The sequence below is a fragment of the Deferribacterota bacterium genome, from assembly GCA_034189185.1.
Classification (GTDB): Bacteria; Chrysiogenota; Deferribacteres; order Deferribacterales; family UBA228; genus UBA228.
This window is the reverse complement of record JAXHVM010000018.1, coordinates 1-20528: the sequence shown is the minus strand read 5'-3', so window position 1 is coordinate 20528 and position 20528 is coordinate 1. Positions and strand designations below refer to the sequence as shown.

The 20528-nt window shown below is 31.4% G+C and carries 18 protein-coding genes; 15 read left to right on the top strand and 3 right to left on the bottom strand.

The window, feature by feature from the left end; translation table 11 throughout:
• Positions 1-5 precede the first annotated feature (5 nt).
• From hisI to SVN78_02445, 7 genes are read left to right on the top strand one after another with little or no spacing between them, the layout of a single operon-like run.
• Positions 6-338 carry a phosphoribosyl-AMP cyclohydrolase gene (gene hisI / locus SVN78_02475; protein ID MDY6820470.1) on the top strand — a complete coding sequence of 111 codons (333 nt, stop codon included), beginning with the start codon at positions 6-8 and terminating at the stop codon, positions 336-338.
• On the top strand, positions 331-1377 hold the full coding sequence (gene pilM, locus SVN78_02470) for a type IV pilus assembly protein PilM (protein MDY6820469.1): 1047 nt from the start codon (positions 331-333) through the stop codon (positions 1375-1377). Before hisI ends, pilM begins: the two co-directional genes overlap by 8 nt.
• A complete protein-coding gene (locus tag SVN78_02465; GenBank protein MDY6820468.1) occupies positions 1374-1949 on the top strand; it encodes a PilN domain-containing protein in 576 nt (191 codons plus the stop codon). The genes pilM and SVN78_02465 overlap by 4 nt, the downstream gene beginning before the upstream one ends.
• Positions 1946-2524: a type 4a pilus biogenesis protein PilO gene (gene pilO / locus SVN78_02460; protein ID MDY6820467.1), complete on the top strand. Its 579-nt coding sequence runs from the start codon at positions 1946-1948 to the stop codon at positions 2522-2524. The genes SVN78_02465 and pilO overlap by 4 nt, the downstream gene beginning before the upstream one ends.
• Positions 2521-3033, top strand: a complete 513-nt coding sequence (locus tag SVN78_02455) for a pilus assembly protein PilP (protein ID MDY6820466.1) — start codon at positions 2521-2523, stop codon at positions 3031-3033. The genes pilO and SVN78_02455 overlap by 4 nt, the downstream gene beginning before the upstream one ends.
• Positions 3030-5492 carry a type IV pilus secretin PilQ gene (pilQ, locus tag SVN78_02450; GenBank protein ID MDY6820465.1) on the top strand — a complete coding sequence of 821 codons (2463 nt, stop codon included), beginning with the start codon at positions 3030-3032 and terminating at the stop codon, positions 5490-5492. Before SVN78_02455 ends, pilQ begins: the two co-directional genes overlap by 4 nt.
• On the top strand, positions 5489-7231 hold the full coding sequence (locus tag SVN78_02445) for a hypothetical protein (protein ID MDY6820464.1): 1743 nt from the start codon (positions 5489-5491) through the stop codon (positions 7229-7231). Before pilQ ends, SVN78_02445 begins: the two co-directional genes overlap by 4 nt.
• A 23-nt stretch (positions 7232-7254) precedes the next feature.
• Here SVN78_02445 and SVN78_02440 read toward each other — a convergent pair whose 3' ends face one another.
• From SVN78_02440 to SVN78_02430, 3 genes are all read right to left on the bottom strand, one after another.
• The gene (locus tag SVN78_02440; GenBank protein MDY6820463.1) at positions 7255-8265 is read right to left on the bottom strand and encodes a YhdH/YhfP family quinone oxidoreductase; all 1011 of its coding nucleotides are present in this window, start codon (positions 8263-8265) and stop codon (positions 7255-7257) included.
• Between the two features lie 105 nt (positions 8266-8370).
• A complete protein-coding gene (gene pssA / locus SVN78_02435) occupies positions 8371-9081 on the bottom strand; it encodes a CDP-diacylglycerol--serine O-phosphatidyltransferase (GenBank protein MDY6820462.1) in 711 nt (236 codons plus the stop codon).
• A gap of 36 nt (positions 9082-9117) precedes the next feature.
• Positions 9118-9984 carry a VIT1/CCC1 transporter family protein gene (locus SVN78_02430; protein MDY6820461.1) on the bottom strand — a complete coding sequence of 289 codons (867 nt, stop codon included), beginning with the start codon at positions 9982-9984 and terminating at the stop codon, positions 9118-9120.
• A 44-nt stretch (positions 9985-10028) separates the two neighbouring features.
• On the opposite strand from SVN78_02430, the gene SVN78_02425 reads away from it, so the two are divergent.
• From SVN78_02425 to SVN78_02390, 8 genes are all read left to right on the top strand, one after another.
• Positions 10029-10484: an adenylate cyclase gene (locus tag SVN78_02425; GenBank protein ID MDY6820460.1), complete on the top strand. Its 456-nt coding sequence runs from the start codon at positions 10029-10031 to the stop codon at positions 10482-10484.
• Positions 10485-10515: 31 nt separating this feature from the next.
• Complete coding sequence (gltX, locus tag SVN78_02420) at positions 10516-11982, top strand: glutamate--tRNA ligase (GenBank protein MDY6820459.1); 1467 nt, start codon at positions 10516-10518, stop codon at positions 11980-11982.
• A complete protein-coding gene (gene der / locus SVN78_02415; GenBank protein MDY6820458.1) occupies positions 11975-13315 on the top strand; it encodes a ribosome biogenesis GTPase Der in 1341 nt (446 codons plus the stop codon). Before gltX ends, der begins: the two co-directional genes overlap by 8 nt.
• Positions 13316-14620, top strand: coding sequence for a pyridoxal phosphate-dependent aminotransferase (locus SVN78_02410; protein MDY6820457.1), 1305 nt, complete (start codon positions 13316-13318; stop codon positions 14618-14620).
• Positions 14595-15818: a GAF domain-containing sensor histidine kinase gene (locus SVN78_02405; protein MDY6820456.1), complete on the top strand. Its 1224-nt coding sequence runs from the start codon at positions 14595-14597 to the stop codon at positions 15816-15818. Before SVN78_02410 ends, SVN78_02405 begins: the two co-directional genes overlap by 26 nt.
• Positions 15808-18627, top strand: coding sequence for an excinuclease ABC subunit UvrA (gene uvrA / locus SVN78_02400; GenBank protein ID MDY6820455.1), 2820 nt, complete (start codon positions 15808-15810; stop codon positions 18625-18627). The genes SVN78_02405 and uvrA overlap by 11 nt, the downstream gene beginning before the upstream one ends.
• Entirely contained in the window at positions 18611-20341 is a 1731-nt protein-coding gene (locus tag SVN78_02395; GenBank protein MDY6820454.1) for an N-acetylmuramoyl-L-alanine amidase, read from the top strand. The genes uvrA and SVN78_02395 overlap by 17 nt, the downstream gene beginning before the upstream one ends.
• Positions 20341-20528: hypothetical protein (locus SVN78_02390; protein ID MDY6820453.1), on the top strand; the 188-nt coding region annotated here is incomplete at its 3' end. The genes SVN78_02395 and SVN78_02390, both read left to right, overlap by 1 nt.

Sequence of the window (20528 nt, the reverse complement as noted above, 5' to 3'; positions counted from 1 at the left end):
ATAATATTTTTTTAGGTGAATTAGATTGGTCAAAAGGTAGTGGATTAATACCTGTTATTACGCAGGAGGTTAAAAGTAGAGAAGTTTTAATGCAAGCATATGTTAATAAGAAAGCCTTAGAATTAACGATTGAATCAGGATTTGCACACTATTTTTCAAGAAGTAGAAAAAGAATTTGGAAGAAAGGTGAGACAAGTGGAAATATTCAGAAAATTGTAAACATATATATAGATTGTGATGGTGATTGCCTTTTATATGAAGTTGAGCAGACTGGTGTAGCTTGTCATAAAGGTTATAAGAGTTGTTTTTATAGGAAATTGCGGGGGAAAAATGATTAAGAAAGGAAAAAATTTAGTTGGTGTCGATTTTGGCAGCCATTCTGTGAAGATCGCCGAGATTAAGCCAGTAAAAGATAGTTATTTATTAAAAGGCATATCTTTATTAGAGTTACCTGAGGAATCTCTTGTAGAGGGTAAGATTATTGATTTCACAGCAGTTGTAGATACATTAACTGAAGCATATAATAAGGGTAGATTTACCCATAAAAGTGTTGTAACTGCATTGAAAGGTTTTGGGGCAATAGCGAAAAGAATAGATATAGAGATAGAGGATATGAAAACCTTTAAAGAGAGTTTTCGTTGGGAGTCTAACCAATATGTGGATTATGATCCAAATACGATGAATATAGATTATTATATATCTGACAAAAAGATAGATCAAAATAAAATACCTGTCATTGTAGCAGTTGCTAAAAAAGATATAATTAATGATATAAAATTTATTTTTGATACTGCTAAGCTTCATTTAAAAACCCTTGATCTAGAAACCTTTGCTTTGGTTAACCTATTAGAATATAACTATCCAGATATCGAGGGGTTAGTCTCAATAATTGATATTGGCCATGAGAAGATACATATATCATTTGTTGAAAATGCTCTTTTTAGATTTGCTTTTGACCTTGATGTGGGTGTTAAAAATTGTATAGATCTGTTTAAACAGATGTATGACAGAAACTATGATGAAGTAGTAAATATTTTAAGTAGTGGCGAATCATTGAAGAATGATGATGAAAGCCTTTCAATAATAAATCAATTTTATGAAAGGGCCTATCAATCTTTGAGTAATGTGTTGGCAAATGTTGAGAGGACTCTTTCTCAGAAAGTTGGTAAATTTTATGTTTGTGGTGGCGGTGTTTATTTACCTGGGTTTGTTGATTTTTTAAGAGAGAAGTTAAGTAGTGAGGTAGAATATTTTAATCCCTTTAATAAAATAGATATAAACACTAAAGAAGCCGATATAGATTTTGTTGAAAATAATATGTATAGGTTTAATGTAGCAGTTGGATTGTCTTTAAGGCGTGTGGATGACACAAAATGATTAAGATAGATTTATTAGAAAAAAAGCCATTAGTAGATAGGCTAAAAGAATATATAGATGTATTTGTAGTTGAACTACTAATATTTTCTATAGTTCTCGTAGGCGTGTTTTGGTCAATGTACTTAATAAATAGGAACTTAAGCTATCAGGATGAAATAATTACTAAGGAGATGGATATTCTAAGCACATTTCTTAGGCCTTTAGAAAGAAGATATGCACAAATAAAAAAGAATAAAAAAGATATAGATGATGTAATAAATAAGGTTAATAGTGTATTAGAAAGTAAAAAATTGGTCTCATTATATTATAGGTTTATGATTGAGATTGAGAAATCAATTCCTGATGACTGCTGGGTAAAGAGTTTTAGGTTTGATAACACAAAGAACAATATAGTTATTGAGGTTAACGCCTTAAGGAGCACCTCTGTAAACCTATTTGTCAGAAATCTTTCTGCTACTGATCTATTTTCTAGGATACAGCTTACTGAGGTAGCCTCAGATACTGAGAAGAGTTATGAAATCAGCACCTTTAAATTGTTTGTCCAGATAAATAGGGATAGTATAGAGTCATGAGAGATTTACCAATAGGATTTAGACTAGCTATATATGCAGCCATATTATTTTTTATAATATTAATATATTATTTTATTTTCTATTCACCTAAAGCAGATAGAATATTAGAAAAACAAAAAAGGTATGAACAATTGTATAATCAAATAATAAATATAATACCCTCTACTACAATAGATAAATATAATGCATCTATAAAAGAGCTTAAATTAGCAAAGAATTTGGTTGGCAAGTTAAATAAATATTTATACGAAGAAATGGGAGAGCCTAATATTTTATATGACGAGCTTCTTAACCTTGCAAGTAGAAACAATGTTAAGATAGATGTGTTTGAGACAAAAAATAAAGGATTAGAAAAGGTTAATGACTTTACTTCAAAGTTTGTATTTGATTTAATATTGTATGGTGATTTTGATAGCATTGTTAAATTTTTTTATGGACTAAATAGCTTGAAAAACATTGTACACAGTGAAAGTTTTTTGATAAACACTTCAACTAGGAAAGAGGCAGTAAACCCTACGCTACAGGTTAAAGGTAGTTTTAGCGCTTATAAATATAATTTAGAGAAATTAAAATGAGATATATCATACTATTATTCTTATTTTTAATATTATCTTGTGATAACAAACTAATAAATCTAAAGCAAAGGCCAGAGATGCCTGAGATAAAAAACCCCCAACAACCAGATTATGATAGATATAAAAAGATAGAAGAAGAAATAGTAGAGACATTCTCTATTGGTAGAGAGCCTTTGACGTTTAAAGTTGCTAAGAATCCTTTTTCATCTTCAATTGATGAATATTTGGCTAGTCTAAACGAAAGAAAAGGAGATAACCCTTTGGCAGTTCCTTTGGATCAAATAAAACTTGTAGGGGTTTTGGATGCCTCAGTTGGAAAGATAGGTGTGGTAAATGTCTCTAATCAAATATTTTTTGTAAAAATTGGTGATAAAATGGGTAATGCAGATGGCGAGATTATTGAGATAACACAAAATGCTATATTAGTTAGAGAGACTAGGAAGGATATATTTGGTGAATATCATACCTCTGTTAAAGAGTTAAGGTTGAAGAAAGAGGAGGAATCATGATCACTTATAAAAAAAATATTATAATTTTTATTATGCTATTTATGATATTTAGTTGCGCAAAATATGATACATTGAAAAGGCCAGACAAACATATTTCATATTTTAGTATTGCCAAGGTCAAAGACTCTGAATATATGGTAACTATAAAGGGAAGCGAGGGCGTTGACTATAATATTAGTTATGCTAAAAACCCCTATAAATTAAGGATAAATATGCCTATGGTTGATGTTGACCCTTCTGTATTAGAATATTCATATAGTGATGAAAAAATTGAAGGTGTTGCAGTATACCCATCTAAGTCTCAAGTTGATATAGAGATTTTACTTAAAAGTGGTGCTGATTACACATATAAAAAGGAAGATAGCACTTTGACTATAACACTAGATTTTGCAGAAAGTGTAGGTGTGCTGCCCGGCGTTGGTAGTTATTATGAAACAATAAAGCCTTATAAATTTGACACAGCAAAGGCCTTTTATGATTTGTCTATGAGAAGTGATAATAGTTCCTTTTTATTAGATTTAGTTGTAAAAGGGATAGTTAGATATGATTATGGTTATTTGGAAGGAAATAAATTTTATATTGATTTATATGATATAAATAATTATGTGGGTGCACGTACATATAATTATAAAGGATTTGTTAAGAGTATAAGGGTTGGAGATTATGATAATCCAAAAAAAACAAGAGTTTTACTTACTATTGAAGAAAAAATTCCCTTATATCTTGGTCAAGATGGCACTTCTCTAAAGATTTCAAATGATTTTAGTAAAGTCCCAAAAGAAGTTGCATATATAATGGATTTTAATAATATACACGTAAAAAGATATCAATCCCTTCTTTTTACATTGAGTAGGCCTATTGATTTTAAGAAGAAGGTTTTAGAAGGAAAACTTATTATAGAATTTAATGGTAGGGTTGTGCCTATTAAGGGTATTAACACGCTGCGATATTTTGATGATGATGTTCCCTTTAAGGGGTATAAGATTTTGACAAAAGATGGTAAAACAACAATAATAGTTGAGCCAGCTGATACAGTTTATGCTACTGTAAAAAAAACACCTGATGGGCTTGTTGTAAGCGGAAGTTTTGAACCTTTTGCAAAGGCTGAGGGTCTCTTAGAAGAGACAGGTGTAGAGGAGAAAGAAAAATCCCCTGAGGAAAGGGAATTGGAATTAATAACCTTAAATATCAAAGATATGGATGTTAGAGAGGCAATTAGATTGATATATTTTGGAAGGGGAAAAAATTTGATATTTGGTAAGGATGTAGAGGGAGAGGCTACACTTTTTGTTGAAAATATACCATATAGGACTGCTTTAAATATAATTCTAAATCAAAATAATCTTGTAGTACGAGAGGAAGGTAACCTAGTATGGATTATGACGGAAGAAAGTTATAAACGATTTGTAGAATCAATAACGAAGGAGAAAGAAGAAAAGATGATGGAAGTGGTTAGTGAGCCACCAATAACAAAAGAGATTAGGGTAAATTTCTATACAGCATCAGAATTGCAGCCTATAATTGAGACCCAACTGAGTGAGAGAGGTAGGCTTCAAGTTTTAGAAAAAAGAAATTCTTATATTGTTACTGATATCCCTTATGCAGTAGAGCAGATTGAACGATTAATTGAGTCGATCGATAAGCCAACTAAACAAGTAATGATCGAAGCGCGCATTGTTGAGGTTACTGATACAGGTTCTTTGAACTTAGGTATTCAGTGGGGCGGAAAATTTGCCAAACCAGGGATCACAAATAATGATTTCCCATCATCTATTATTGTTACAGGTCAACCTCTTCAAGGTGGGGGTGGTGGAGCTCAAGAAAGTTTATCTGGTAATGGTTATATAACTAATTTTCCTTTTATGCCAAGTGAAGGTGGTGTTGGTACTTTAGCGATGACATTAGGCAGTGTTTCAAATAGATATAATTTGGATATGGCTTTGCAAGCACTAGAGAGGCAAGGCAAGGTTAGGATAATCTCTGCACCACGGGTTACAACATTGGATAATGTTGAGGCAGAGATAAATTCTGGCCAGACTGCAGTAATTGTTCCATCGGGTGATAACACACAAGCCGAAGAGGTTGATACGGGTATAAGGCTTACTGTAACACCTCATATTACTGCAAATAATATGGTATTTATGGAAATTGAGGTTGAAAAAAGCAGTTTAGGTGAAGTAACTGCAAATACAGTGACAACTGCAGAGAAGACTGCGACAACTCAAGTATTACTATCTGATGGTGAAACTACTGTTATTGGTGGATTGTTAGAGAATGAGACTAATGTGACAAAAGAAGGCTGGCCAATTTTGCATAGAATTCCAATTATAGGCCCTCTTTTTGGGGGCAGAGTACAAAGCTCTAGAAAAGAGGAATTGATGGTTTTTTTAAGACCACGTATTGTGACAAAAGAGTATGAGCAGGTAGATAAGTTAATAAAAACAGGGGGGTTAGAATGAAACTTCCTTTAACAAATAAATTTTTATTTATATATATACTGCTAATTATTTTCACAAATTTTTTGTCAGCCAGTGAGGAAGGAATGCCAGTGGAATTTGATACAGTCTCCCTGTATACATACTATACTACTAGTGAAGAAACGGGGGGAGGTTATTGGAATCCAAACTTCTATTTTTATGATAATAGGACAGAAGGGCAGAATTGTAATGCTCCTACAGAATTTATGATAAATGTTGGCTACACTATATATCCACATCCAGGGGTGGTGTATACGTTTATTGAACCAGGTGGTGATTATAACCCCTTCTTGGAAGGCGTCTTTCCTTTAGTGTTTTTAAGGCCTAGGTTGGAATTTTACCAGGTTAGTCCAGGTCCTAATGCTTTTGAGGAATCCTTTAGTAAAGAGCCAACATGGGTAATTGATGATTATTTATTATATGGTGATTATGGTGTACCCTTTGAGAGTCTAGATGAGAGTGATCCTCTAACAGGTAGTTTTACAATATATTCATCTATATTTCCATTTCCCCCTCCTTATGAAAAGCTTGTAAATGATCCAATATATAGTGCTCCCCCGTTTTTAGGTTTGTGGGAGGAGGTTGAATACAGCTCTGAACCATTGAGTTTTGACGGTTATATTGGTGTGTCAATGGAGGTAATGGAGATGTATTCAAATGAGAGAGAGAGGGTAGAGCTATTTAGATTACCTTACCATTATGAGGTTTGTGCCCCATCTTGCAGTTTTCAGTGCGAAGGCTTGGTAATTCAACCGGGAGAGGAAACACCTGGTTTGCCCTGGGGTAGTGTGGTAAACCCACAAAGTGGTATTGGAAAAACAAGCGAGAGTGGTAATGTAATCTATAAAAATAATGATATAATAAAAAAGGTTTTACCTGACTCTGATAATTATATTATTAAATATATACAAAAAAATAATATCAATTTTTCCACATATAATTGGGGTGGTAGAAAAGTAACATCCCAAGTTAATCCACCGATTGGACCCTATCCTGACTATATAGAGATTTATAGGGATGATACAGGCTTTCATGATGCAGTAGCTACAGTTAATATGAGCTGGGTATTTGCTGGTGGTGGATCAACATTGGATAGAATAGAGGATGAATTGGCTTCAACATTAGAAGATCTAATATATCCTGATAATGAAACGGGGCCAACCTATTCTGATTTTATAAGGCAACAATTGGAGGAAGGGGTAACTTTTGTTGATATGCTTACAACATATCCAGCAATTTTATTGAGAACATTTTTAAACCTTCCAGATGACCCTGAAGGATATAATCAGTTGAAAAACTCCTATATTGAGCTTGTATATATTGAGCTTGATTATGAATTAAATCCCTATTCAGATGAAAGATGTCCTTCAGATTTTACTACATATTCTACTCCAGTTAACAATGCAAGATTAGAGGGTATTGAGGATATATTTGAACTCTTAGAGTGGTCAAATAACATAGTACCTGAGAGAACAAGTACAATTGATGAGAAAAACATAGATTTTCCAGTAGCAGGTATGGGGACATGGGTTGAAGGAAGTGAAGATGAATTTGAGCCCCTGTCTAATGAGTTTGAAAATCTACATGGGACTTCTTGTGAGTATACAGTAACACCAACCTACTATATTCATACATATATTAGTGACGGTAATAGCTCATCAAATTACTATGATAAGACCTATGGAGATCCATTTACAGTAAATATCAATCTATATAACTAATAATAATTATTTAAAAATAGTTATTATTGTCTATGTTTTACGATAATGTGACCCTTATTTTTGCCACTTAGCATTGCCTTTAAGTATGTGTCTACCTCTTCTAGTGTTATTTCTTTGTTAATTAGATTAAGCGTATCGAGAGCATTCCACTCATTAAATAATCTATCCCACACTTTTTGTCTTATTTCTCTTGGGCATTCAGCCGAATCAATACCACATAAGGTTATACCCCTTAAAATAAAAGGGAAAACTGTAGTATTTAATTCATAGGAAGCAGCATTGCCACAAGCAGATACACAACCATATCGTTTGATAGATTTCAATATTGTTGATAGTATATTCCCCCCAACTGTATCAATAGCTGCATCCCATTTTGAAGATAGTAGAGGTTTATTTTTTTTATCATCTACTTCGCTACGTGGAATAACGTTTTTTGCACCAACCTTTAGAAGGATATCTTTAAAATCAGGTTTATTTGTGACAGCAGTTACATTAAAACCTATTTTAGAAAGTAAGCAGACCGAAATAGAACCAACACCACCTGAAGCCCCTGATACAACAACATCTTTGTCATCACTAGGATTAACACCTTCATCAATAATTCTTTTAATTGACAGGCCAGCAGTAAGTCCAGCTGTTCCATACATCATTACATCCCTAAATGATATATTGTCAGGCAATTTAAAGACCCAATCACTAGGTGTTGAAACAAATTCACCTAGGCCACCTGGTGTATTCATTCCAAGATCAAAACCTGTAACAAAAACCCTATCACCTTCCTTAAAATTAGGATCTTCTGATTTTGCAACTACACCGGCTGCATCAACACCTGGAGTGAAAGGATATTGTTTAGTTACACCTTTATTACCAATTGACGATAGTGCATCTTTATAATTTAGGGAGGTATAATATACTCGAATTAAAACGCCCCTAAAAGGAAGCTCCCTTAGTTTTTTTTCGGCAATATTACCTTTATATGTTTTATCGTCAAGTTCTCTTACTTCGTAGGCCTTATATGTTTTGGACTCTTCCATTTCTACCTCCTACCTGATATTTTAGGTTGTTTATAAATTATAGTATAATTATTTATTAAATAAAGAATAAATAATGAAAACCTTTCTATTGAAAAAGATATCTTTTTAATGATTTTTTATTTGCTCAATTTTTACTAATGTTGCCATAAAAAGACCTGATGATATATAAGTTATAATAGCGATTAACATTATAATAGGCTTATAAAAGCTAAGAGTTAATAATATAAATAATAAAGGCAATATATAAAAAATTTTCTTATATAATAAATACTCTAAATTTTTAAAGCTTAAGTAGTTAATTCTGCTGATCATAAGTAAACCTAAGAGATATATAAATATAATTAGACTAATATCATTATAAAACCACATCTGTGGAGCCTCTTTGATATGGTAATATATATAGGCGACAATGGCAAGTGCAGCAGCTGGAGCTGGTAGCCCAGTAAAGATATGTTCATTAGAGGCATTTGAAGTGACATTAAATCTAGCTAATCTTAAGACTGTGCAACTTGTATAGAAAAACGGCAAAAGCCAACCGAAGGGGCTATTATATAGAGATAAATACATGTATATTAAAAAAGCTGGTGCGACACCAAAGGCTATTGCATCTACTAATGAGTCAAGTTCTTTGCCAAAATTACTTGTTGAATTTAGAACTCTTGCAACTTTACCATCTAAGCCGTCAAAGAGAAAAGAAAGGATTATTGCGTATGCCGCAAGTATATAATTACTATGAAAACTTGCGTGAATAGAGTAAAATGCAGTAAATAAACTCATTACTGTAATTAGGTTTGCTATTATATAATTTTTCTTCATTTATATCCTCATATTCCTAATTTAATAGTTATACATTTAAATTTCTATGCCAAAATATAATTTTACAATGTATCCTATGAAAAAGCTTAATAAAGCTATTGTAAAACTGATAATGGCCATTTCTATAAAAGTTTTTTTTAGGTTATATCCTTTTGCAATATATAGATAGTAATTAAATAAAAATATTATTAATATTCCAAGTGAAAATGTAACAATTATGGCTATGAAGGGATTATTACATAAGAAAAAAGGTATTACAAGGAAGATTACCGTTATAATATAAGCTGATCCTGTATAAAGTGAAGATTTGATTGCTCTTTTTACATCTTTCTCAGTCTTTTTTGACAAATACTCACTTGCAGACATTGAGAGAGATGCTGCAATTCCTGTTATAAGACCAGCCACTGCAATAAGCTCTGTATTTCTAAGTGCAAATATAAACCCAGCAAGAGCTCCTGTTAACTCTATTAGTGCATCGTTTAAACCTAGCACAATGGAGCTAATATAATTAAGCCTTTCTTCGTTAATTAATTCTAATAGTTTTTCTTCATGGGAATGTTCATCTTCGATAATTTCTTCTATATCTGGAATAATTTGTTTTAAATTATTATATGTTTTTTGTGCTGTATCTTCATTTTTTTCTAAAAATTTTAAGCCAAAGGTTAGTCCAAAGATAGTAACAATAAAAAAATATATTATTATTTTTATTCTATTTGGTTTAACATCTTTGTTAGTATATTTTCTCCAGAACAAATAGTGCTTTTTTTCATCATTAGCAATTTCATCTAAAATCTCTCTATATTTTGCAAAAAAACTATTAAGTGCAATTTTTTTGTAAATATAGTATTCTGTTATTTCGTTTTTCTGTAACTTTTTTATATTCTTTAATGTGCTTTTTTTCATATTTAAAATTTAATATAATTAGTTATATTATATTTAAATTTTAAATGTTAGAAATAGAAAAGAAATATTTAGTTAAAAATATACCTCTTGATTTAAGAAAATATGAATGCATCGATATAGTTCAAGGTTATATAGCTGTAGAAGAGGGTTTTTCAGAGGTAAGAGTGAGGATAGGGAAGAAACATTCGCTTACTGTTAAATCTTATCATACTAATTATAGGTTTGAAAAAGAATTATTAGTTAGCAAAAAGGATTCTTTAGAATTAATGAAATTTTGTTCTAGTAGAACTGTTAGCAAAAAAAGATATATTATACCCTATGATGATTATGTCATTGAGCTAGACATTTATAAAGGCAAATTAGAAGGGTTAATAATTGCTGAGGTTGAGTTTAAATCTGAAGAGGAACTTTTAAGATTTAAAAAGCCTGATTGGTTTGAAAAAGATGTAACAGATGATAAAAGATATAAGAATAAAAATCTTGCTATTTATGGTCTCTAGGTTATAATCTTTAATTTAAAGGTGAATAAATATGACAATACGAGTAAGATTTGCACCATCGCCAACAGGACATTTGCATATAGGCAATGCGAGAACGGCTGTATTTAATTATCTTTTTGCAAGGTCACATAAAGGTGCTTTTATATTAAGAATAGAAGATACTGACTTAGAGAGATCAACAATAGAAAGTGAGAATATGATATATGATGATCTTAGATGGCTAAACTTATCATGGGATGAAGGCCCTATAAAAGATGGGTCCTTTGGCCCATATAGACAATCTGAAAGACTAGATCTATATAGAAAGTATATTAAATATCTAATAGATCATAAAAAGGCCTATTTGTGTTTTTGTTCTAAAGTGGAATTAGAGAATGAAAAAGAAGATGCTATAAAAAAAGGTATACCCTATATTTATAGCGGTAGATGTAGGAATTTAACAGATGGTGAAGTTGAAGAAAGACTTAAGGCAAATATACCCTATTCGGTTAGGATTAAATGTGATCAAGAAAATATATTAGTAAATGATATAATACATGGGGAGATTAACTTTAATACAAATGCTTTTGGAGATTTTATCATTGTAAGGCCAAACGGTATGCCTATATACAATTTCGTTGTAGTTGTTGATGATGCATTGATGAAAATATCCCATGTTATTAGGGGGGATGATCATCTAAGCAATACCCCTAAACAGATTTTAATATATAAATCTTTAGGGTTCTCTCCTCCTCAATTTGCTCATATACCTATGATTCTTGGCAAGAATGGGAGTAAACTCTCAAAGAGAGAAGGTAGTATGAGTGTTGCTTCCTTTAGAGAGGTAGGTTATTTGCCTGAAGCAGTTTTTAATTATCTTGCCCTACTAGGTTATTCACCACCTAATGGAAAAGAATATATTAGCCAAGAGGAGCTTATAAATTTTTTTGATATAAAAGATGTATCAAAAAGTGCAGCTATTTTTGACTTTGATAAATTGAAATGGTTAAATGGTCTCTATATTAGAGATCTAGATATTGAGAAGTTGACTAATATGGTTGTACCCTATCTATTAAAAGGGTCGTTAATTGATGAGACTATTGTTGAAAAAGAACCCCTTAGATTAAGAAACATTGTTGAGTCAGTAAGGGATAATCTAACAACCCTTTCTGATATAACTAAATATGCTAAAATTTATTTTATCTTTGATAAGATTTTAGATGAGGCATTAGATTTTATAGTTAAAGAAAATACGCTAAATCTTTTAGAGGAAGTTCTAAATATATTAGGTGGTTTTAAAAAGCGTTATTTAGATGAGGAAGATTTTCAGTATTTGGTAAATAGTCTAAAGAAAAAGACTAAACTAAAGGGTAGAAAACTCTTTATGAGTTTAAGGGTTGCAATTAGCGGGAAAATGGATGGTCCTGAGCTAAAATATTTATATACCAATATAGAAATAGCAGAGTTAAGAAGAAGAATAAAAATATTTATAGAAACTTTGAAAGAAAGAGATGGATAGTATTTTAATAGCTGGAAGACCAAATGTGGGTAAATCAGCTCTTTTTAATAGATTAGTCGGTAAAACTATATCAATTGTAGATAAAACGCCAAATGTAACTAGAGATTGTGTTGAAAGGGTTATCAACTTAAATGAAAAGAAATATCTTTTGTCTGATAGTGCAGGATTTGTACTAAGTAGAGATCCTTTAAGAGATAAAATAGATAAAATTTATATAGATAAGCTAAAAAAGGCATCTTTAGTTTTATTTGTCGTAGATGGCAAGGAGGGACTACATCCACTTGATGAGCATATATTTACTATACTTAGGAAAAATATGAAAAAGACTTTGGTTGTTGTTAATAAGATTGACAATATCAAAGAAGAATCATCAAAGGCTGAATTCTATGCTTTAGGGGTTAGTGATTTAATAACTGTCAGTGCCGTACATGGCAAAAATATTGATACGTTGATACACAAAATAAGTGAATGCTTGGATAGGTATGACACTGAAATAGGGGACTATAATAGTGACATTAAAATTGTAGTTCTTGGCAAACCAAATGTAGGTAAATCTAGCTATTTAAATGCTCTACTAGGTGAACAGAGGGTTGTTGTATCTGATATGCCAGGGACAACAAGGGATATTGTTAATATACCCTTTAAATATAAGAATTCTAATCTAACACTAATAGATACGGCGGGACTTAGAAAAAAAAGTGTAATGTTTAGCGATAATATTGATAGAATTAGCTATTATAGAGTCTTTGAGGCGGTGAAAAGTGCCGATGTAGTTATCTATTTATTTGATGGTGTAGAGGGGATACAATCAAAAGATGTAAATATTATTGGTCAGATTTATAATAACTATAAAAAACCGGTAGTATTATCAGCAAACAAGTGGGATCTTGTTAAGAATAAGGATGGTAAGAAGCATGAGATTTACAATGAGGTAAATCTTAAATTGAGCTTTTTGTACAAACCCTATATTAGTTTTATTTCGACTTTAAAAAAAGAAGGTATTTTTTATCCTATAAAAGACGTATTAAAAGTAGTTAGTCTTTGTAATAGAGATATAAAAACATCCAAGCTTAATGAAGTATTACACATGGCAGGTTATAACTATCAAGCACCTATTGTAAATGGCAAAAGAATAAAATTTTATTATACTGTTAAATTAAAGGGTGGTTCGCCAAGGTTCTTAATGTTTGTCAATTACCCTAGTTTGTTGAAGGAATCTTATAAGCAATATTTAGTAAATGTTTTAAAGAAAACCTTCAACTATAGAGGTATCCCTGTAGAGATTATTTTGAAACAAAGAAGGGAGAGAAGATTAAAGGCAGGTGTAAAGTAGATGCGTTTTGATATTGCTAAAAGTGGAAATGGTTTAACCTATGAGATAAGAAATATTGTAAATATAGCAAAAAAATTAAAGGAAAGTGGCATTGAGATTATCTGGGAGAATATTGGAGACCCAGTAGAAAAAGGAGAAAAAATTGATGATTGGGTAAAGGAGATTTTGAAAGAATTAATAGATGATGATAAGACTTATGCGTATTCACCAACACAAGGTGTAGATGAAACAAGAGAATTTATTGCTGATATTGTCAATAAGAGGGGTGGCGCTAAAATAACAGCCGATGATATAATATTTTTTAATGGCTTAGGTGATGCTATAGCTCGTGCATACTCATCTATAAGAGTTGATGCTAGGATAATTATGCCTGAGCCTACCTATTCAACACATTTTCTTGCAGAGGTATTGCATGCGTCATTTCCACCAAATACTTATAGAATGAATCCTTATAATGAATGGAGACCAGATATATTAGAGCTTGAGCGAAAGGTTAAGAGTCATACCTCCATTGTGGGTATTTTGGTTATAAACCCTGATAATCCCACAGGTTTTGTTTATGATAGAGATTTACTTTTAAAGATTGTTGAGATTGCAAAGAAATATGACCTATTTATAATATCAGATGAAATTTATACAAACATAGTATATAACGGTTATGAGAGTGTAAGGTTGTCCGATATTGTAGGTGATGTCGCTGGTTTAAGCATGCACGGCATATCTAAAGAATTTCCTTGGCCAGGTGCTCGTTGCGGTTGGATTCAAGTATATAATGCAGAAAAATATCCTATATTTAAGAGATATATAGATGCTATATTAAATCAAAAAATGGCTGAGGTTTGCTCCACAACTCTTCCACAACTAGCTATCAAAAGGGTTATCAATAGGCCAGAGTATAGAGAGATGTTAGAAAAAAGGTTAAGGCATTATGAAAAAATGTCAAATATTGCGTATAATATTTTAAGGGATGTCCCATATACAGTGGTAAATAGAACAAATGGTTCCTTTTATATGAGTGTGGTTTTTAATGAGGCAGTTTTAAATAATAGGCAAAAACTTCCCCTTCTTAAAGATAGTATTAAAGACTATATAGAGAAGTTAACTGATGATAGGATTGAGAATGATAAACGCTTTGTATATTATCTTTTAGGCTCTACCGGGATTTGCGTTGTTCCTCTATCTTCATTTTTTACTTCATTGCAAGGCTTTAGAATAACCTTGTTGGAGAAAGATTTGGATAGGTTTGAGCATATTATAAAAACTTTAGCAGAGAAAATTGTTGAATATATTGAATCATCAAAGTAATCTTTTTAATGATAGGTCTATTACGTTGAAAGATATTATATTTGACATAATATTAGAGATCTCAGAGTTATTAAATAAAGAAATATCCCTTGATTCCCTGTTAGCAAAGATTATCAAGATTACTAAATCCTATATTAAAGCTAAAAGAATATCTATCATGAAAGTCGAGGGAGACTACCTAGAATTAATAGCAAATGTGGGTTTTAGTATAGATAAAGAAAATGCGAAAGTTAAGATTGGCGAAAGTATAAGTGGAAAGGTAGCAGAGAAAGGTGAGCCAATTGTTGTTAATAATGCAAAAGAGGTAAGATATGATCTTGGCTACACAACCCGTTCTTATATGTCTATACCTGTTAAAACAAAGGAGAAACTAATTGGTGTCTTAAATATTACTGATAAGCCAGGTGATTATTTTACTGAGGATGACATATTTTTGGCAAAATTTATTGGCAATCAGTGTGCCTTGGCTATCGAACGCTCTTATTTATATAACGAATTATTAGAGAAAGAAAGATTAAGTACTATTGGTAAACTAACAAATACAATTGTACACGACATTAAAAATATGCTAAATGTTATAAGTATTAATTTAGAGCTATTAGAGAGTGACCTTTGTGAGAATATTAACAATAAAAAATATGGGCAAGAAGATTATTTAAAAAACGTTAAAAATGAACTTGATATAATAAGAGGATATGTGGAGGATATCTTAGAATACTCTAAGAAAGATATAACCATTAATGAAGAGGTTATAGACTTAGGTGAATTAATATATGCTACTAAAAAAGAATTTCAGGTATTAATAGATGAAAATGAGCTGAGATTTATAGTTGATATACGAAATAAATGCAAAATCAAAGCAGATAAAAGAAAATTTTATAGGGTTATTTTTAATTTGGTGAACAATTCCATTAAAGCCACTGAAGGAATAGGTAATATACGCATTACCTTATATATAAGTAAAGACTGGGTATATATTGTTATTTTTGACAATGGCAGGGGCATAGATAGTGTGCACCTAAATGATTTATTTACCCCCTTTGTTAGCTATTCTGGTAGCGGGACAGGATTAGGCCTTGCAATATCAAAAGAAATTATTACAGAACATGGGGGAGATATAAAGGTATTCTCTAAAAAAAATAGGTATACCTATTTTCAGATAAAATTACCCCCTGAAAGACTTGTTATTGATGAATAGCATTATAATAAAAGGAGCAAGACAACATAATTTAAAAAATATTAATTTAGAGATACCTAAGAACAGTTTGGTTGTAGTTACAGGTGTTTCTGGTTCTGGAAAATCTACCCTTGCATTTGATACGCTATATGCTGAGGGGCAGAGAAGGTATGTAGAATCCTTATCGGCTTATGCAAGGCAATTTTTGGAGCTTATGGAGAAACCAGATGTTGATTCAATTGAATTTTTGTCACCTGCAATTAGTGTTGAGCAAAAAACCGTAAATAGAAATCCTAGATCAACTGTAGGAACAATAACAGAGATTTACGACTATATGAGATTATTGTTTGCAAGGGTCGGCAGTGTACATTGTCCAAAGTGTGGTAGACATATTGAGAGTTTCACAGTGCAACAGATTGTAGATTCTGTAATTAACTATGGAGAGCATAGTAAATTAGAAATATTGGCACCAATTGCCAGAGGAAAAAAGGGTACATTTAAGAATATATTTGAAAAACTGTTAAAAGAAGGGTTTGTAAGAGCTTATATAGATGAGAAACTTTATAGATTAGAGGATGATATAGAATTAGATAAAAATGTTAAACATACAATAAATGTAGTAGTTGATAGGATTGTATTAAAAGAAGGGATTATTAAAAGGCTAACAGATTCAATAGAAACTGCCTTAAAACTAAGTGATGGTTTAGTATTAATAAAATGCGGGGATTCTTATAAATTATATAGTGAGAAGTTTGCTTGTGCTAATTGTGATATAAGTATTGACGAGGTTGAGCCTAGAATATTTTCATTTAACAATCCCTATGGGGCGTGTCCTGATTGCGATGGTCTTGGCGTGAAAATGGTATTTGATATTGATAAAATTATCCCAAATAAAGATTTGAGTATTAGGCAAGGAGCGGTAAAGCCGTGGCAAAACAATTTAAGTTTTACATTTCTACAATTATTGGGAGAGGTATCTAAAAAATATAATATAGATTTAGATAAATCCTTTAAAGATCTAGATGAGAACAGTAAACATATAATTTTATATGGTGCAAAGGAGCCTTTATCATTATTTCATACAATAAATAATAAAAAGAGTTTTTATAAGAAAAAATTTAATGGTGTTATTAATGAGTTGCGTGAAAAGTTGTTTACTGAAGATAGAAGGAATGTAGATTATGTAAAAAATTTCATGTCTTATCTACCTTGCGAGAGTTGTGGTGGCAGAAGGCTCAAGGAAGAAAGTCTATCCGTTAAGATTAATGGGAGAAACATTTATGAAATATCTATATTGAATATAAGTAAGGCTTATGATTTTTTTGAGAATCTTACTTTTACTGGATTTAAAAAGGAGGTTTCAAGTAAGATTATTAAAGAGATTAAAAGGAGACTGTCCTTTTTGCTTGATGTGGGTTTAGATTATATGACCTTAGATAGAAGAGCTTCAACACTTTCTGGTGGTGAGGCTCAGAGGATAAGACTTGCTACATTAATAGGTTCTGGGTTAACAGGGGTTTTATATGTTTTAGATGAACCAAGCATTGGCTTGCATCAAAGAGATAATGACATGCTGATAAACACACTGGTTAATCTAAAAAGCATAGGCAATACTGTGATAGTTGTTGAACATGATGAGGATACAATAAGAAGGGCTGATTGGATTGTGGATTTAGGGCCAGGAGCTGGAAGAAAAGGTGGATATTTAATATATAATGGACCTCCAGATGGTATTTTAAACTGTGATGATTCTATAACAGGACTTTATTTATCAGGGAAAAAGAGTATAAATATAGGAGGCAAGAAAAAAGTTTTTAATAATGGTTTTGTTGAGATTATAGGTGCTACAGAGCATAACCTGAAAAATATTGATGTTAAATTTCCGCTGGGAGCCATGATTTGTGTTACAGGTGTTTCTGGTTCTGGCAAATCTACTCTTGTTATTGATGTATTATATAATGGTTTAAAGAGACTTTTATACGGAACAAATTCCAATGTTGGTAAACATAAAAGTATCAAAGGCTATGGTTTAATTGATAAGGTTATCGATGTAGATCAATCACCTATTGGCAGAACACCAAGATCTAATCCTGCTACATATACAGGTATTTTAACTGATATTAGAGAGCTTTTTGCAGCAATACCTGCCTCTAAACTGCGGGGTTATAAACCAGGGAGGTTTAGCTTTAACGTAAAAGGCGGAAGATGTGAAAAGTGCCAAGGCGAGGGCTTCTTAAAGATTGAGATGCATTTTCTACCTGACATGTATATTAAATGTGATTCTTGTAAAGGTTCTAGATATAATAGGGATACCCTTGAAATTAAATATAAAGAGAAAAGTATTGCAGAAGTGCTTGATATGACAGTAAATACTGCATATGAATTCTTTAGTAATATACCAAAACTAAAAAATAAGCTCTCTGTTTTAAAGGATGTTGGTTTAGGCTATATAAAGCTTGGGCAATCTGCTACAACATTGTCTGGGGGTGAAGCTCAAAGAATAAAATTAGCTAGAGAATTAATGAAAAAGCAGACAGGCAAGACATTATATATTTTTGATGAGCCTACCACAGGACTTCACTTAGATGATATAAATAAACTAATTAAAATATTTAGGAGATTAGTAGAAAACAATAATACAGTGGTTATTATTGAGCATCATTTAGATGTAATAAAATGTGCTGATTATATAATTGATTTGGGTCCTGAAGGTGGTGATAGAGGTGGTGAAGTAGTTTTTGCTGGTACCCCCGAAGATATTGTAAATGTTAAGGATTCATATACAGGTTTTTATCTTAAAGATAAATTAATTCATGAAAAGATTACATAATGTTATAATTATTATAATTTTTTCTTTAATTACTTTTTGCATAAATTATGAATGTGTAGCTTCAATAAATAGTGAATATTATTCATTAAAGAATAAATTAGAACAAATCAATAATTCAAGAAGAGCTTCAAGAGGTTCTTATGCTTCTATTGCCAAAGAATTTTACAATCTATATTTAGATGAGCCTAACTCATTTTTATCAGATAATGCACTATATATGGCTGGTGAAGCATACTCTATGTCATATAAGAGATTTAAGAACAAGCAAGATCTTAGGGAGGCTTTAAAATATTATAGGCTTGTTGCTGTAAATTATAGTTCAAATTTAGCTGTTGAGAGTTATTTAAAGACCTCAGATATATATATTATTTTAGATGATTATGTTTCTGCGAAATTTATGTTACAAAGATTAGTCGCAAAATTTCCTGACCACAGAAAAGCGATAATTGCTAGAGAAAGAATTGAAAAAATAAATAGTGATCTTGGTTTTAGACAGGAGAAGGTTATTGAGGTTAAGAGTAAACCAAATAAAAATAAAGAAGTAGAAGTTACTAGAAAAGACCATAAAGATTATAAAGATATAAATCATAAAGATATAAATAAAGATACATATAAAGATAGAGATAATATTAGTCTTATTAAAAACATAAGATATTGGAGTAGCGACACATATACAAGAGTTGTTATAGATCTGACTAAGAAAGCTGAATATAAAAAACATTGGCTACGAGAGGACCCTAAACATAATAAGCCGCCTCGCCTATATATTGATATTAAAGATGTAAAGGTTGCAGAAGATGTTGCAAAAAAAATCCCAATAAAAGATGGTCTTGTTTCAGCTATTAGATGGGGCTATTTTAAAAAAGATGTTACGCGTATTGTTTTAGATAGTCAGAATATCAAAGATTTTACGGTTTTTAGTTTAGAGAATCCTAATAGAATAGTGATTGATGTTAGCGGTGATGAGAAAGGACAAAGGGTAGCCTCAAAAGATAAAATATCATCAAAAAGTGGTGGTAGTTCGGATACTTTAGCAGGCGTATTTGGTCTTAAAGTTAAAAGGATTGTTATTGACCCTGGGCATGGAGGAAAGGATCCAGGAGCTACATATTATGGTTTATATGAGAAGGATATAGTCCTTGACATTGCCTTAGAATTAAAGCGGTTATTTGAAGAAAATACAAGTATTAAGGTTTTTCTAACAAGAAGCACTGATGTTTTTATTCCTTTAGAGGAAAGAACTGCTATAGCTAATAAGAAAAAAGCTGATGTCTTTGTATCAATCCATGTTAATGCTAGTAAGAATAGAAGTGCTAATGGTGTAGAAACCTATGTATTAAATGTAACTGATGATAAAGAAGCGTTGAAGGTAGCTGCATTTGAAAATCAAGCAAGTGAGAGATCATTATCAGATTTGCAATCTATTTTAAAGGATATACTACTTAATTCTAAGCTAGAAGAGTCAAAGATTCTAGCAAAGTATGTTCAAAATGATCTAGTTAAAGAGATAAATGAGAAAAGTCTTGGTGTAAAGCAAGCCCCTTTTTATGTCTTAGTTGGTGCAACGATGCCATCAATATTGGTTGAGACTGGTTTTTTATCTTCAAAAAGAACGGCTAACAAATTTAGAGATATTTCTTACAGAAAAAAGGTTGCAAAGGGGATATATTATGGTCTATTAAAATACATAAAAAAGTATAATGGCGAAAGTTAGTGCTTATATATTTAAAAAGAACTATAATATTACTTATATGCATAATTTTTCTTTTTTTAATATTAGGCAATATCTTTTTTTATTTCTATGGTAGCAATTTTGTTAGTTATCTATCAAAGGACCTAGTTAATATTGGAAAAGTAGAATATTCTTTATTGCCTTTTTCCGTTAAGTTAAAGGATGTCAA